Source organism: Phytohabitans sp. LZ39, from assembly GCF_059359075.1.
Map to the genome: position 1 here is coordinate 157,081 of NZ_JCADBM010000002.1, position 13,946 is coordinate 171,026.

At 71.4% G+C, this 13,946-nt stretch carries 11 protein-coding genes; 5 read left to right on the plus strand and 6 right to left on the minus strand.

Annotated features, from left to right (window positions below; translation table 11 throughout):
- Nucleotides 1-24 precede the first annotated feature (24 nt).
- Nucleotides 25-2,403: a M28 family peptidase gene (locus AC5L36_RS04315; protein WP_441214029.1), complete on the minus strand. Its 2,379-nt coding sequence runs from the start codon at nucleotides 2,401-2,403 to the stop codon at nucleotides 25-27.
- A gap of 136 nt (nucleotides 2,404-2,539) precedes the next feature.
- Between AC5L36_RS04315 and AC5L36_RS04320 the strand changes: the two genes are divergently transcribed.
- From AC5L36_RS04320 to AC5L36_RS04340, 5 genes are all read left to right on the plus strand, one after another.
- Complete coding sequence (locus AC5L36_RS04320; RefSeq protein ID WP_441214030.1) at nucleotides 2,540-3,754, plus strand: PP2C family protein-serine/threonine phosphatase; 1,215 nt, start codon at nucleotides 2,540-2,542, stop codon at nucleotides 3,752-3,754.
- Complete coding sequence (locus tag AC5L36_RS04325; protein WP_441214476.1) at nucleotides 3,754-5,346, plus strand: sensor histidine kinase; 1,593 nt, start codon at nucleotides 3,754-3,756, stop codon at nucleotides 5,344-5,346. The genes AC5L36_RS04320 and AC5L36_RS04325 overlap by 1 nt, the downstream gene beginning before the upstream one ends.
- Nucleotides 5,343-5,795 carry a response regulator gene (locus tag AC5L36_RS04330; RefSeq protein WP_441214031.1) on the plus strand — a complete coding sequence of 151 codons (453 nt, stop codon included), beginning with the start codon at nucleotides 5,343-5,345 and terminating at the stop codon, nucleotides 5,793-5,795. The genes AC5L36_RS04325 and AC5L36_RS04330 overlap by 4 nt, the downstream gene beginning before the upstream one ends.
- Nucleotides 5,788-6,585 carry an inositol monophosphatase family protein gene (locus tag AC5L36_RS04335; RefSeq protein WP_441214032.1) on the plus strand — a complete coding sequence of 266 codons (798 nt, stop codon included), beginning with the start codon at nucleotides 5,788-5,790 and terminating at the stop codon, nucleotides 6,583-6,585. The genes AC5L36_RS04330 and AC5L36_RS04335 overlap by 8 nt, the downstream gene beginning before the upstream one ends.
- 237 nt (nucleotides 6,586-6,822) lie before the next feature.
- On the plus strand, nucleotides 6,823-7,377 hold the full coding sequence (locus tag AC5L36_RS04340; protein ID WP_441214033.1) for a hypothetical protein: 555 nt from the start codon (nucleotides 6,823-6,825) through the stop codon (nucleotides 7,375-7,377).
- 737 nt (nucleotides 7,378-8,114) lie between these two features.
- Here AC5L36_RS04340 and AC5L36_RS04345 read toward each other — a convergent pair.
- The 5 genes from AC5L36_RS04345 to AC5L36_RS04365 all read right to left on the minus strand — a co-directional run bounded on the left by AC5L36_RS04345 (nucleotide 8,115) and on the right by AC5L36_RS04365 (nucleotide 13,854).
- Nucleotides 8,115-9,686, minus strand: a complete 1,572-nt coding sequence (locus tag AC5L36_RS04345) for a serine/threonine-protein kinase (RefSeq protein ID WP_441214034.1) — start codon at nucleotides 9,684-9,686, stop codon at nucleotides 8,115-8,117.
- A gap of 35 nt (nucleotides 9,687-9,721) precedes the next feature.
- Complete coding sequence (locus AC5L36_RS04350; RefSeq protein ID WP_441214035.1) at nucleotides 9,722-11,221, minus strand: fused MFS/spermidine synthase; 1,500 nt, start codon at nucleotides 11,219-11,221, stop codon at nucleotides 9,722-9,724.
- Nucleotides 11,222-11,236: 15 nt separating this feature from the next.
- On the minus strand, nucleotides 11,237-12,199 hold the full coding sequence (locus AC5L36_RS04355) for a coiled-coil domain-containing protein (protein ID WP_441214477.1): 963 nt from the start codon (nucleotides 12,197-12,199) through the stop codon (nucleotides 11,237-11,239).
- A 127-nt stretch (nucleotides 12,200-12,326) separates the two neighbouring features.
- On the minus strand, nucleotides 12,327-13,100 hold the full coding sequence (locus AC5L36_RS04360) for an SDR family NAD(P)-dependent oxidoreductase (protein ID WP_441214036.1): 774 nt from the start codon (nucleotides 13,098-13,100) through the stop codon (nucleotides 12,327-12,329).
- Between the two features lie 22 nt (nucleotides 13,101-13,122).
- Complete coding sequence (locus tag AC5L36_RS04365; protein WP_441214037.1) at nucleotides 13,123-13,854, minus strand: SDR family oxidoreductase; 732 nt, start codon at nucleotides 13,852-13,854, stop codon at nucleotides 13,123-13,125.
- Nucleotides 13,855-13,946 lie beyond the last annotated feature (92 nt).

The following is a 13,946-nucleotide window of genomic DNA, read 5'->3' on the forward strand; positions in this document are numbered from 1 at the left end:
GACGGGTGGCGGCCCTGACCCCCCTTAGATGGGCACCGTCGTGGCTACCGCGACAAGTTCGCTGGAGTGGGATCCGGCGATGCCCACGTCCGGCGGGCGGGGGCGGTAGCCGGGCAGGCCGGACAGCCCGTCGCTGCCGTCCATCACCCGCAAGCTGACCCGGCCCGCCGGGCCGTTGGCCGGCCGTAGCACCAGCTCCACCTCAACGCCTTCGGGTGGCGGGGCGTGGAAGACCATGCCGAACGACCACTGTTCGCCCTCGCGGCCCACCGGCGCCGGCTGCCCGGCCACCCGGGCCGAGACGACCGCGGCGGTCGCGGCGTCCACGTGCAACGACAGCAGCCGCACCGGGCGTTGCGGCCGCACCCGCAGGCGTACGTGCCGCTCGCCGGAGGCACTGGGCAGCTGCTGGACGTCCACAGTGGGCGCTTGCAGCGGCGCCACCTCGGCCGGCCCGCTACGCACGTCGTGGTCGCCCAGGCCGGGAAAGTCGGCCAGCGGCGCGGGATCCCCGGAGACGTACCGCGAGGTCCACTGCTGCTCGGTGCTCTCCTGGCTGAGCCACACCGCCTTGCCGGCACCCGCGTCCAGCGCGTACATCAGGTGGGTCGGCGACGGGTGCTTCGCGTCGAAGCCGTCCACCGACAGCCCCACGACCGTAAACACCACCGCGGCCAGCACGCCGGCGAGCCCGGGGTACATGGCGTGGCGGCGGGCCAGCATCGCCACCATCGCCCGCTGCCCGCCGGCCTCCGCGAAGAGCAGGTCGACCACAGGCAGCGCGGCGAGCCCGAGCAGCACGCAGAACAGCGCGCCCACCGCGCCCATCGCCAGCCCCAGCGCGGGAAACAGCAGGGTCACCGTGGGCAGCAGGATCACTGTGGCGACGGCCGCGGCGGCGGTCACCGCCACCACCCCGATCCGGGGCATCGCCAGCGCGAGAAGGCCAGCGAGCGCGCCGGCCAAGCCCGGCAGGCTCGTCAGGTACGACCCGCCGGGCGCGAGAGCGGCCAGCGCGAATCCGAACACGACCAGCCAGCCCAGACCCCCGATCGCCAGGGAAGCCGGGCCGAGGCGGCGGCGCAGCAGCGCGTACCAGGTGAAAAGGACCGACGCGGAGAGCGCGACGACCGCGAGCCGAAACCACAGTGGACGGTACGGGTCGACCATCTCGGTGTAGCCCGGCCGCAGCGCGGCCAGGATCGCCCACAGCACCTGCGCCAGCACGGGCGCGAGCACCACCGGGACCAGGCCCAGGCCGAACCCGGCCGCCACCCGCGGCCACGTGGTGCGGCCGCGGCGGCGGGCGAGCCAGGCCAGCGCGGCGGTCGCGACGAGCGCGGCGACCGCCAGCGGCCAGGTCAGCCAGCCCGGGTAGTGGACCAGGCCGCCGGGGACCGGAAAGTAGGTGGCGTCGCCGTCCGACTCCATCGTGGACAGGTCGAGCCGCCCGAACTCGCGAGCCAGCGCCAGCGCGTTGTCGCCGTGCTGCTGGAGGCTGGCCCGGTCCATTGTGGCCGGTGTGTCCAGCGGCGTGTGGTAGATCGCCGCACCGTCGATGTACGCGGAGTTGAGCCCGGCGAAACCCTTGTCCAGAAAGGGGGTGAAGTCGGTGTCGTTGGGCAGCAGCCGGTAGACCTCGACCGCGAACGACGTGCCCACCGGATGCGGCGCGGCCCGCCCGAAGACGTCCACCAGCGCGGCGTTGCGGCGGGACGTCTCGAACGTGATGACCGGGCCGCTGCTGCCGCGCGCTTCGAGGTTGAGCACCACGCCACCGTCGGCGGCCAGCGGGTGGGCGGAGACGAACGCGGAGGCGCCGCACAGGCACGCCTCCTCGGCGTCGGTCAGCACGAACACCACGTCGTTGCGCGGCCGCGGCCCGCCGGCCATGGCCCGCGCCACTTCCAGGATCGTGGCCACGCCCGCGCCGTCGTCGTTTCCGCCCGGACCCACCTGAACCGAGTCGTAGTGGGCGACCAGGAAGACGCGGCCGGTGGAGGCGGTGCCGGGCAGCGTGGCCACCACGTTGCGTACCCGGGCGAAAGTCGCGCCGCCGGCGCCGCCGGACAGCTGCCCCGCCTCGGTACCCACGGTGTCCTGCACGGCCGGCGACAGGCCGGCCTCGCGCAGCGCGGTCTCGATCCGGTTGCGATTGCGGTCGTTGGCGGCGCTGCCGGCCACGTGGGTCTGCGCGCCCAGCGCCTCCACCTGGGTGTAGGCACGCGCGGCGCTGAACTGCCCGGCCGGCGTGCCGGTGCCGCGCGGGGCCGGTGGCCGCAGGTCGAGCAGCGTGACCAAACCCACCGCGACCAGCGCGGCGACGGCCGCCACGGCGGCCAGCGCACGGCGGCGCGGACGGGTCAGTGCGCGATCCGCGGGGGCTTCCAGATCCACGACCATGGCAGACATCATGCGTCCGGGGCGACGCGCCGGCACCCATGGGGTACGGCGGGTCGCCGCTACCGCCACGCGTGGCCTAGCGTGTTGGCATGTCTGTCGCGCGTGTGTCGTCGCCGCGCTCCCGAGGAGCCGAGCGATGACCGTCGTGCCTCCGCGGGCATATCCGTACGGAGGGGCTGATCCGGGCGCGAGCATGCCCAGCGGCGACCGCCTGCGCGTGCTTCTCGTCGAAGACGACGACGCGGACGCGTTTCTCGTCGGTGAGCTGCTGGCCGAGGCCGACGCCAAGGTCGACCTCGCCGTCGCCGCGAGCCTCACCGAGGCGCGTGAGCGGCTCGCCAGCGTCGACTGCATCCTGCTCGATCTCGGCCTGCCCGACGCGCAGGGGCTCGACGGGCTGCGCCAGGTGCTCGCGATGGCCGTGCACGCGGCCGTCGTCGTGCTGACCGGCCGCCAGGACGAGCACCTCGGCGTCGGCGCCGTCGCCGAGGGCGCGCAGGACTATCTGCTCAAGGGCCAGGTCGACGGGATCCTGCTGACCCGGGCGCTGCGTTACGCCGTCGAGCGCAAGCGGGCCGACGAAAACGCCCGGCGGCTGCGCGAGGTCGAGCTGCGCCAGGAGGAGTCGGCCCGGCTGGAACGCGGCCTGCTCCCGCAGCCGATCATGACCACCGAAGTGGTGCAAACCCACCCCTTCTACCAGCCGGGACGGCACGCCGCCGTGATCGGCGGCGACTTCTACGACGTGGTGCAGGCGGGCGAACGCCTGCATCTGATCGTGGGCGACGTGTGCGGACACGGCGCCGACGAGGCGGCCCTCGGCGTCGAGCTCCGGGTGGCCTGGCGGGCCCTGATCCTCGCCGGCGTGCCGGAAGACGCGGTGCTGCCGGCGCTGGAGCAGGTGCTGATGAGCGAGCGAAAGGCGCGGGAGATCTTCGCCACCGTCGCCGCCATAACGCTCGACCTGCCCGGAAACCGGGCCACCGTGCGGCTGGCCGGGCACCCGCCACCGCTGCTGCTGTCCGGCGGCAAGGTGGTGCCGGTGCCGGCGCCGCACGGGCTGCTGCTGGGCGTGCAGCCCCGACCGCCCCGGCCGTACGACCTGGAGTTCGACGGTGAGGATTGGTCCCTGCTGATGTACACGGACGGCCTCATCGAGGGGCGGGTCGGCGGCGGCAACGAGCGGCTCGACGTGACCGGCCTGTGCCAGCTGCTCACCGAGCCGGAGGCACGCCAGACGCCCCTGCCCGCCCTGCCCCGGTGGCTGCTGCGCCGGGCCGAAGACGCCAATGGCGGGCCCCTCGTCGACGATGTCGCCATGCTGGTGATCTCGAGGGGCGCGGGCCGGTGATGCGGTCCTGGAGCCTGCGCCAGCGGGTCACCGCGCTCTGCGCGGTGGTCGGTGGGCTGCTCGCGCTGTTGGCGATCGGCGCCTCGGTCACCGCCACGGCCACCCGCTCGCAGGTCGACACGCTGGCCAACCGCGCCACCCCGCTCCGCACCGGCTCGGAGGCGCTGCTCACCGCGCTCGTCGACCAGGAGACGGCGGTCCGCGGCTTCGCGCTCAGCGGCAAGGACGCGGACCTCACGCCGTACACGGATGGCATCGTCGAAGAGCGCCGGCTGACCGACGAGATGAGTGGCCTGATCGAAGACGAGCAGGCCATTCGGGCGAGCCTGGAACGCTTGAACGCCGAGGCGGCCACCTGGCGGCGTGATGTCGCCGAACCGGTGATCTCGATGGTCCGCGCGCAAGGCCCGGCCGCCGGCCAGGCGCTGATCAACGACACGTCGCGGCAACGGTTCGAAGAGGTCCGGGCTGCCGCGGCGGCCTTGCAGGACGAGATCCGGACATTCCGCGACAAGACCTCCGACGACGCCAAGAGCAGCAGCAACGTCCTCGTCGTGCTGCTCATCGCGGCCACGGTGATCGTGCTGCTGGCCGGCGTCGCCCTGCTGATCTCGCTGCGCCGGATGGTGATCGAGCCGCTCACCGAGCTCGCCAAGCAGGTCCGCTCGGTGGCCGGCGGCGAGTACGACCACCCCATCTCCACCAACGGGCCGCCCGAGCTGGCCACGCTCGCCGCCGACGTCGACGGCATGCGCCGCAAGATCGCATCCGACCTGGCCGAGGTGCGCGAGGCCCGCGAGCGGATCGAGTGGGTCAACGGCCAGCTGCAAACCCAGGCCGAGGAGCTGATCCGCTCCAACCGCGACCTGGAGCAGTTCGCGTACGTGGCCTCGCACGACCTCCAGGAGCCGCTGCGCAAGGTGGCCAGCTTCTGCCAGCTGCTCCAGCGGCGATACGCCGGCCAGCTCGACGAGCGCGCCGACCAGTACATCGCGTTCGCGGTCGACGGAGCCCAGCGGATGCAGCGGCTGATCAACGACCTGCTCGCGTTCTCCCGGATCGGGCGGATGACCGCGGGCTTCACCGACGTCGACCTCAACGCCCTGATGGTCGAAGTCGCCAGCCAGACCGAAAACGCCCGCAACTACGCCAAGGGCGAGCTGACCTGGGACGACCTGCCCACGGTGCTGGGCGAGCAGGCGCTGCTGACCACCCTGCTGGCCAACCTGGTGAGCAACTCGATCAAGTTCCGCCACCCCGACCGACCACCCAGGGTGCACGTCTCCGCCGAGCGGGTCGGCGACGAGTGGGAGATCAGCTGCCGCGACAACGGCATCGGCGTCGAGCAGGAGTTCGCCGACAAGATCTTCGTGATCTTCCAGCGGCTGCACGCCAAAGATTCCTACCCGGGCACCGGCATTGGGCTGGCCATCGCAAAGAAGATCGTCGAATACCACGGCGGCCGGATCTGGGTCGCCCCGGACGTCGACGAGGGTACGGTGATCAGGTTCACGCTCCCGGTGCTTGTCGGGCGCGAGGAGGAGCCGGCGGGCGAAACTGAGCCGGTGCGAGACAGCGAGGTGAACGCGTGACCGTGCCACCGGACGGGAGGAGCCCCATCGAGGTCCTGCTGGTCGAAGACGACCCGGGCGACGTCCTGATGACCCAGGAGGCGTTCGAGGAGCACAAGCTGCGCAACAAGCTCACCGTGGTCACCGACGGCGACGCCGCGCTTTCCTACCTGCGCCGCGAGGGCGAGTACAAGGACGCCGTCCCACCAGACCTCATCCTGCTCGACCTCAACCTGCCCCGCCGCGACGGCCGCGAGGTGCTCGCCGAGATAAAGAAGGACGAGCGGCTGGGCCGCATCCCGGTGGTCGTGCTCACCACCTCGCAGGCCGACGAAGACATCCTGCGCAGCTACGAGCTCCACGCCAACGCGTACGTCACCAAGCCCGTCGACTTCGACCGGTTCATCGCCGTCGTCCGCCAGATCGACGAGTTCTTCGTCAGCGTGGTCAAGCTGCCGCCTCGTGGCTGATCTGATCGACTCGGTCGGGCAGCTGCTGCGCGAGGCGGCCGCCACCGTGGTGCTGCCATCGTTTCGACACCTGGCCGAGGGCGACATCGAGGAAAAGGTGCCCGGCGAGGTCGTCACGGTGGCCGACCGGCGCGCCGAGACCCTGATCGCCGACGGCCTGCGCGCCCTGCTGCCCGAATCCGTGGTGGTCGGCGAGGAGGGCGTCGCCGCCGACCCGTCCGTGCTCGACCTGCTCCGCGAGCCCGGCCCGGTCTGGATCGTCGACCCGATCGACGGCACCGGCAACTTCGCCGCCGGCCACGGCCCCTTCGCCATCATGGCCGCGCTGGTCCGCGGCGGCGCGCCCGTGGCCGCCTGGATCCTCGACCCACTGGCCGGCACCCTCGCGGTGGCGGAGTCAGGCTCCGGCGCCTACGTCGACGGCGTCCGCGCCGCCCTCCCCGACGACGCGTCCAGGCCACTGCGCGGGGCCGCGATGAACCGCTTCCTCCCCGCCGACCTGCGGGCCCGCGTCCGACGCGGCCTGACCGCCATCGACGAGGTACTTCCGGGCCTGCACTGTGCCGGCCGCGAGTACGTCGACATCGTCACCGGCGCGCAAGACTTCGTGCTCTTTTGGCGCACCCTGCCGTGGGACCACGTGCCCGGCGCGCTGCTGGTCCACGAGGCCGGCGGCGCGGTCCGCCGCCTGGACGGCGGCCAGTACGACCCGACCGCGGACGGCTACGGCCTGCTGGCCGCCGCCAACGAAGCCACCTGGCAACGCGTCCACGCCACGCTGCTCAGCTAGGCGTCGATCTTTCTGGGCATGTGCGGCTGGTCGGCTGCTGGATAGGCGGCCGTCGTGGTTGCTCTCCGTTGCTCCCGCGGCCTCCCCATTCGGTTAGCCCTTTCTGGTCAGGACCACCGGAATGGGTAAAGTCACCGTGCTGTCCTATCAAGATCGTGAAGCCGCCTTGAAGTTGCTTTGAATGCGCAATTTGCGACGATGTCGACGAGGATCCCGGACGACATTTGGAGCCCAATTATGCTGAGGAGAATCCTGTTACCCCTGCTCGCGATCCTGACCGTCGTCCCGGTGACGGCCAGCCCAGCTCAGGCCAATACGGCGGACTCCGCGAGTGTGACCGTCGCCGCTAAAGGGCATCTTGCGCCCGGCATGTCGGACGCCGCTCCGCCGCCACCTCCCGATTGCACTCAGCCTTGTTGGCCGAAATGTCGAGACCAAGCTTTCCCCTGCTGGGAAATTCGCGGCTACAATTTCTTCACCAACGAGGCAACGGAAAACATGGAAACCCTATGTATGGGCGGACGGCTCCAGTTGCGCAGCGGACAGTACGACTGGGGTGCCATCTGGGACAGCCGAGGGTCCAAGTTTACGGACTACCAAAACAAATACGTAGGCGGAGGTTGGTACGGGATGTCGGTCTGCGTGGACCCACGCGGCGGCCAGCGATATACCTGGACCGTGGGTCTCTGGCCCGACAACCCGGACTGGCAGCCTTGGGTGAAATCGTGGGACTGGTTCGTCGAGGACGCGGGCTGGTACTACTGGGGTGTATATCTGGATCCGCTGTTCTAGAGAGCTTTGCGGTCGGGGTTCGCGAGCCTGCCCACAATGCGCGGTCAAATTCGAGGCAGATTTCCCAGGTTCGTGTCAGTTGTAGACCGTATGCTCCCGCGGGCACCGTTCCCGGCCGGCGGCTCGCCAGGGCGAGCCGAATTCCCCGGCCGTCCACTGCCGGGTCCGCGGGACAAGCCCCCGGGTGAGTTCGCGGACAGCCGTATGCCTCTACTCCCCGACATCTTGACGTAGCGTTACCAGTGTCGGGGTGGGGCTTTCAGATCTTGGAGAGTTAGGGTTCTTATGCCGCCCTAACTCTCCAAGATCTGGCATCGGACGCGGTTTACACCCGCTGTGGCGGTTACTGGCGGTGACGGCGCGTCTGTTCGGTCTGGTGCCAGTCGCCCTAGCCACGTGAGCGGGTGGGCCTGCCCGAGGCCACCCACCATCTGCTCTCGACACGCCACCCGCGATGATCGTTAGCCCGTCACCCGCACTCTCCTGGGCGTGTCGCACAGCTGTAGGGCTAACGATCACGGTGCGGCCCAGATCCACTTCCTCGACCGGTCCGACAAAGGTTCGCCCCGCGGGCTTGCGGCGCGGACCTGGCAGCGCGGGTCGGGGATCTCGGCGAGCGCCAGCTCGCCGCCGACCCGCGCGGTCTCCGGCGGGAGCAACGGTCCGCAGCTGACACGGACCCGGGCAAGTCAAGCTTGCGGCACACCGCGCCGGCGTCACCTTGACCCGGAAGGTCTCTAGTCGTCGTCCTCGTCGTCGTCGCTGCCTTTGCCGGACTTGCCCTTGCCGCTGCCCTTGCCCTTGCCGGAGTTGTCGTCGTCAGAAGCGCCGGCGCCGGTACCGGGCGGGTTGGCCGGGCGGGCCGACGGCGACGGCGGTGGCGGTGGCGCGCCGGAGACCAGCGCCTCGCACTTGGTGCCGTCGACCGCGAAGGTGGTCGGCAGCGGGTTGCCCTTCTGGTATCGGCCGGTCATCCGCATCGCGACCGAGTCGCCCGCGGCGATCGGCTGCTTGCCCGCCGGCTGGATCACCACCTCGCGGCCGGTCTGCGCGAAGCTCACCGGGCTTGCGTTGACGAGGCGTTGGTCGCCGGGGAACGCGAACGTCAGGCGCCAGCCCTCGACCCGCTGGCCGCCGGCGTTCGTCAGGGTCACGTCGGCGTGGAAGTCGCGGCCGGAGTCGCGCTTGAGGGCGTACGTGACCGAGCAGGCCGCCGAGGGTGTGGCCGTGGACTCCGGGAGCGTGACCGCCGCGGCGGCGCCCGAGCCGGCGGTGCCGGACGGGCTCCGGTTGCCGTTGATCCACAGCCCTCCGGTGACGGCCAGCAGCGCGGTCGCCGCCAGGACGGCGCTTGCCCACTGGCGGCTGCGCGACGGGGTGGACGAGGTCGGGACCGCCACCCACGACGGCGTGGAGTACGACGCGAGCAGGCCCGCCGCCTCCGCGCTGCTGGGCCTTGCCTCCGGCCGCTTGGACAGGCAGCGGCGGCACAGCAGCGCGACCGCCTCGGGCAGCCCCTCGACCGGCGGTAGCGGGCCGGGGTCGGAGTACCGGTGCGCGCGCAGCATCTGCGTGGTGGTGGCCACCTCCCACGGCAGGTGCCCGGTCAGCGCGCGGTAGAGCAGCAGGCCCAGCGCGTACACGTCGGTGGCCGGCGAGACCTGCCCGCCCTCCAGCCGCTCCGGGGCCAGGTACGCCGGCGTACCCAACAGTTCGCCTTCGGGTGTGACGTCGTTGGCGCCGATCAGGGCGGAGATACCGAAGTCGACGACCTTGGCACCGCTGGCGGTGAGCATGACGTTGGACGGTTTCACGTCACGGTGCACGACGCCGTTGGCGTGCGCGACGGCAAGCGCGGACGCGACCTCGGCGCAGGCCTTGACCGCCTCCGGCCACGGCATCGGCCCGTCGTGGTCGAGTCGAGCCGCCATCGACTGGCCGTCGATCAGCTCCATGACGACGTACGGTGCCCTGCTGACCGGCTCCGGCTCCGCCTCCGCTTCTCCCCAGGCGCCGGAAGGGTCCGTCCTCGTCGCTTCGCTGCTCGGCTCGGACCTCGCCGGCTCTGGGTCGAGGCCCTGCTCCCCGTAGTCGTACACGTTGGTGATGTGCGGGTGGCAGAGCTTGCCGGCGGCCTGCGCCTCGGCGCGCAGCTGCCAGCGGAAGTTGGGGTCGGCGGCCAGCCGCGGGGCGAGCACCTTGATGGCGACCGGTCGGTCGAGCACCTCGTCGTACGCCCGCCAGACCACCGCCATGCCGCCCGCGCCGAGCCGTTCAACGAGGCGGTACCGCCCACCCAGCACCGTCATAGGTGGTCATTTGCCCAGGCGACGAGGCAGAAAACCTATGGACCGGCCAGTAGTTGGTCGACTGGTGCGAAGTCGTCGGTGAGCACCGGGGCATCCCGTACAAAGGCATCCAGATCCGCCCCGGCCAGGAGGGTGACCGGCTCCCGCGCGGTGCTTGTCAGGTGGGCGCGGATCGTGTCCAGCGGCAGGGGCGAGTCGGAGGCGACGATCACGAAGTTGGCGCCCTCCTCGCCGGCCAGCGCCTCGGGCGGACCGATCAGCGCCACGTGCGGGAAGACGTCGGCCACCGTCGCCATCTCGGCCCGGATGAAGCGCAGCGGCGGGTAGTCGATGACGTTTTGCGCGTACACGCCGGTGGGGCGCAGTGTGCGGTGGATCTGCTCGGCCATCTCGCGGGTGGCCAGGTGCCAGGGCACCACCAGGTGGCCGAAGGCGTCGCCCACCACGAAGTCGACGCTGGCCGCCGGCCGGGCGGTGACCAGCACCCGCGCGTCGCCGACCACCGGCGTCAGGTCGGGACCGGTGGTCAGGTCGAGCTCGCGGCGGGCCAGGTCGACCAGGCCGCCGTCGATCTCGTACACCTCGTTGGTGCTGCCCGGCCGGGTGGCGTTGAGGTAGCGGGGCATGGTGAACCCGCCACCGCCCAGGTGCAGCGCGTCGATCCGCCGCCCCTCCGGCGCGACGGTGTCGGCGACCGCACCGAGCCACTGGGTGTACGCGAACTCCAGGTGCTCCGGGTTGCCCAGGTCGACGTACGAGTGGCGGGCGGAGTTGAGCATCAGCACCCGGCCGAACGGGTTGGCCGGATCTTCCACGACGGTGGCGCAGTGGTACGCGGTCTCGATGTCGCACGGGTTGGGTGCCACAGTGGACAGTCCCGCGCCGGCCAGCCCGACGGCGGCCAGCAGCGCGCGGGCCCGGGGAGGGGCCGGCACCGGGTCGCGGCGGTGCAGGTACACGCCCAGGCCGACGCCGGTCGTGGCGAGCAGCCCGGCCAGGCCCAGGATGATCACGCTGGTGGGCAGCGCGGCGACCAGCACGAAGCCGGTGACGAGCGTGGCGGTGATGCCGCCGAGCGTGCCGATGCTAGAGAGCTTGCCGACCACCTGGCCGGTGCGCTTGAGGTCACCGAGCTGGAGCTTGACCACCAGCGGGGTGATGCCGGACAGCAGCGCCGCGGGCACGAAGACGGCCAGCGCGGTGAGCAGGATGATGCCGGTGTCGGCGTTGCCCCGCAGCCCTTCGCCGGCCCACCGCACGACCGGCAGCGTCACGGCGGTCGCGATCGCGGCGAGCACCAGCGCCGGGGCGAGCAGGCGGCGCGGGTCCTGCCGGTCGGCCAGGAAGCCACCCAGCCACGCGCCGTACGCGATCGCGCCGAGCGCCACGCCGATCACCGCGCTGGTGACTTGGAGCGTCACCCCGACATAGGGCCCGACGAGGCGCAACGCGACGGTCTCGAGCACGAGGACGGCGCCGCTGGCGAGGAAGACGAGGGCGGCCGCGAGCTTGGGGGGCAGTGGGGAGGGCTCCATCAAGGAGAAGGGTAGTCAGACCATCGAGAGGTGCACGTGGTTGGTGTGCCTGGCCGCCGCGCTGCCACTGCCGCTGTAGGCCCGCCACCCCGAGCTGGGCGACCAGATCTGCTTGTACCAGATCACGTAGAGCACACCCAGGCGGTCGGCGTTCTTGACGAGGAACGCGGCCAGGTTGTTGCCGTACGTGCGGTCGCCGCCGGTGGCGTCGCTGTTTTTGAACGTGCTGGTCGCCGACGAGAAGTCACAGGCCCGGCCCAGCGGGTGCTCGCCACCGCCTCCGCTGCGCTTGCACGAGGTGTACCGCTTGAAGCCGGCCGCCCGCGCCTCGTTGTACGCGTGCAGCGTGCGAGCGGTGATGCAGCCGCTGGTGGTCGGGTCGTCGACGATGCACTTTTCGCTCGGCCAGGAGCCGTCGGAGTTACGCGGCGCGGGCTTGGCCAGCGGCGAGTTGGCGGTGACGAAACCGCCGGCCGTGCCGATGCCCAGCGCCTTCTCCAGCTCCTTCTTCTTCGACGCCATGATGGCGACCTGCTTGGTCTGCTCGCGGACCTCGTTGTCGATCGCCGCCTTGGTGCGGGCTACCTCTTCGCGCGCCTCGGCCAGCCGCCGCATCGCGGTGCCGTCGCGCTGGGCGAGCAGCTCGAGGCCGGCCGCCTTCTGGAGGAACTCGTTGGGCGAGGCGCTATTGAGCATCAGGTTGATCGGCGTGAGCCGGCCGACCCGGTAGGACTGGGCGGCGAGCACGGCCACCTCGGCCGTGATCGCGGCCAGGTCTCCCTCGACCTTCTTCAGCTGGAGGCTGAGCTCGAGCTGGCGCTTTTTGGAGTTGGCCAGCTTGGCCTTGGCCTCGATGTGGCCCTTGTTGGCCGCCGACAGCTGGGCCCGCAACGTCTTGGAGGCACCTTCGTCGTCGGTGTTGGGTGCCGCGCTGGCGGGCCCGGCGGCGGTCAACGCCAGCACGAGACCGAGCAACATCACTACGGGACGACGGAGCACGGTGCGAGAGCCTACCGGACTCACAAGTCCCTTAAGCCACACGAGCCTCAGAATTAAGCCGCACCTGTGGTATAGGGCATCTTGATCACACGGTTTGGCATTTTGATCAGGCCACGGAGAAGCCGCCGTCTACGAAGAGCGTCTGGCCGGTCACGTACACGCTCGACTCACTGGCCAGAAACACCGCCGCCCCGGCGAAGTCCGCCAGCTCGCCGTTGCGCCCCACCATGCTGCGGGCGGCCGCCGACGCCACCCGCGCCGGGTCGGCGAACAGCTCGGCGGTCAGCGGCGTCCGCACGATGCCCGGCGCGATCGCGTTGGCGGTGACGCCGTGCCGCGACCACGCCTCGGCCTGCGAGCGGGTGAGCCCGGCCAGGCCCGCCTTGGCCGCGCCGTACGCACCGCTGTTGCCGTACGCGCGCACCGACTGCTGCGAGGCGATGTTGATGATCCGGCCCCAGCCCCGCGCCGCCATCGCCGGGCCGAAGCGCTGCCCGAGCAGGAACGGCGCGTCGAGATTGGCGGAGATAGTGGCGTCCCAGTCGTCCTCGGTCAGCTCCGACAGGTGCGGGCGCCGGTTGATCCCGGCCGAGTTGACCAGGATGTCCGGCTCGCCGAAGCAGTCGACGGCCGCCCGCGCCGCCTGCCGCAGCGCGCCGCGGTCGGCGAGGTCCGCGGGCACCGCCGCCGCCTCCACCCCGACGGCGGCCAGCTCGGCGACGGCCGCCGCCAGCGGCGCCTCGCGCCGCGCGACCACCACCACCTTGGCGCCCGCGCGGCCCAACGCCTCCGCGATGGCCCGGCCGATCCCCGAGCTGCCACCCGTCACGAGCGCCACGCGCCCATCCAGCGAGAACAGACTCTCCAGGTACGTGGACACTCAGCGATCTTAAGTTGAACCGCTACCAGGGCACCGTGCCCGCGTCGTCGAAGAAGCCCCCGGTCGGACCGTCCTGCGGGAGTGTGGCCAGGCGCACCGCGGCGACCGCACCCTGCGCCGGCGTGCGCGGCCCGGCGTGGCCGTTGAGGTCGGTCGCGCAGTAGCCCGGATCGGCCGCGTTCACCTTGATCGGTGTGTCCCGCAGCTCGTTCGCGTAGGTCACGGTGATCGAGTTGAGCGCGCTCTTGGAGGAGTTGTACGCCAGCAGCCACGCCCCGGGAAACGGCCCGTCCGGGTCGCTGGTCAGCGCCATCGAGCCGAGCCCACTGGAGAGGTTGACGATGCGGCCGGCCGGCGCCTGGCGCAGCAGCGGCAGCAGGGCGTTGGTCACCGCGACGACGCCGTACACGTTGGTGGCGTACGTGCGCTCCAGCATCTGAAGCGGCGTCCGGCTCGGCCGCTGTCCCCGCTCGACGAGGACGCCGGCGTTGTTGACCAGGATGTCCAGCCGGCCGTACTCCCGCTCGACACGTGCCGCGGCCGCCGTGACCGACAGCGGGTCGGTCACGTCGAGCTGGATCGGCACGGCCGTCACCCCCTCGGCGGCCAGCTTCTCCGCGGCGGCCACACCCCGCTCGGTGTCCCGCGCGCCGACCAGCACCGTGACGCCGGTCTCACCCAGGCCGCGGGCGATCTCGTACCCGATGCCCTTGTTCGCCCCCGTCACGAGGGCGACCTTCCCTGTTTCACTCATGGGCTCGACCCTGCGGCGCCCGGGCTCCGGTGAGGAGAGCACGCTTCAACCACGGACTGCCGGTCCCTGGTTGCGGTCGCGACCAGCGGACA

What these genes read in the sequence shown, in the direction of transcription:
- AC5L36_RS04340 (WP_441214033.1), top strand. Translation starts at nt 6,823, where the DNA reads ATGCTGAGGAGAATCCTGTTACCCCTGCTCGCGATCCTGACCGTCGTC.
- AC5L36_RS04350 (WP_441214035.1), bottom strand. Translation starts at nt 11,221, where the DNA reads ATGGAGCCCTCCCCACTGCCCCCCAAGCTCGCGGCCGCCCTCGTCTTC.
- AC5L36_RS04315 (WP_441214029.1), bottom strand. Translation starts at nt 2,403, where the DNA reads ATGGTCGTGGATCTGGAAGCCCCCGCGGATCGCGCACTGACCCGTCCG.
- AC5L36_RS04365 (WP_441214037.1), bottom strand. Translation starts at nt 13,854, where the DNA reads ATGAGTGAAACAGGGAAGGTCGCCCTCGTGACGGGGGCGAACAAGGGC.
- AC5L36_RS04320 (WP_441214030.1), top strand. Translation starts at nt 2,540, where the DNA reads ATGACCGTCGTGCCTCCGCGGGCATATCCGTACGGAGGGGCTGATCCG.
- AC5L36_RS04345 (WP_441214034.1), bottom strand. Translation starts at nt 9,686, where the DNA reads ATGACGGTGCTGGGTGGGCGGTACCGCCTCGTTGAACGGCTCGGCGCG.
- AC5L36_RS04355 (WP_441214477.1), bottom strand. Translation starts at nt 12,199, where the DNA reads ATGTTGCTCGGTCTCGTGCTGGCGTTGACCGCCGCCGGGCCCGCCAGC.
- AC5L36_RS04325 (WP_441214476.1), top strand. Translation starts at nt 3,754, where the DNA reads ATGCGGTCCTGGAGCCTGCGCCAGCGGGTCACCGCGCTCTGCGCGGTG.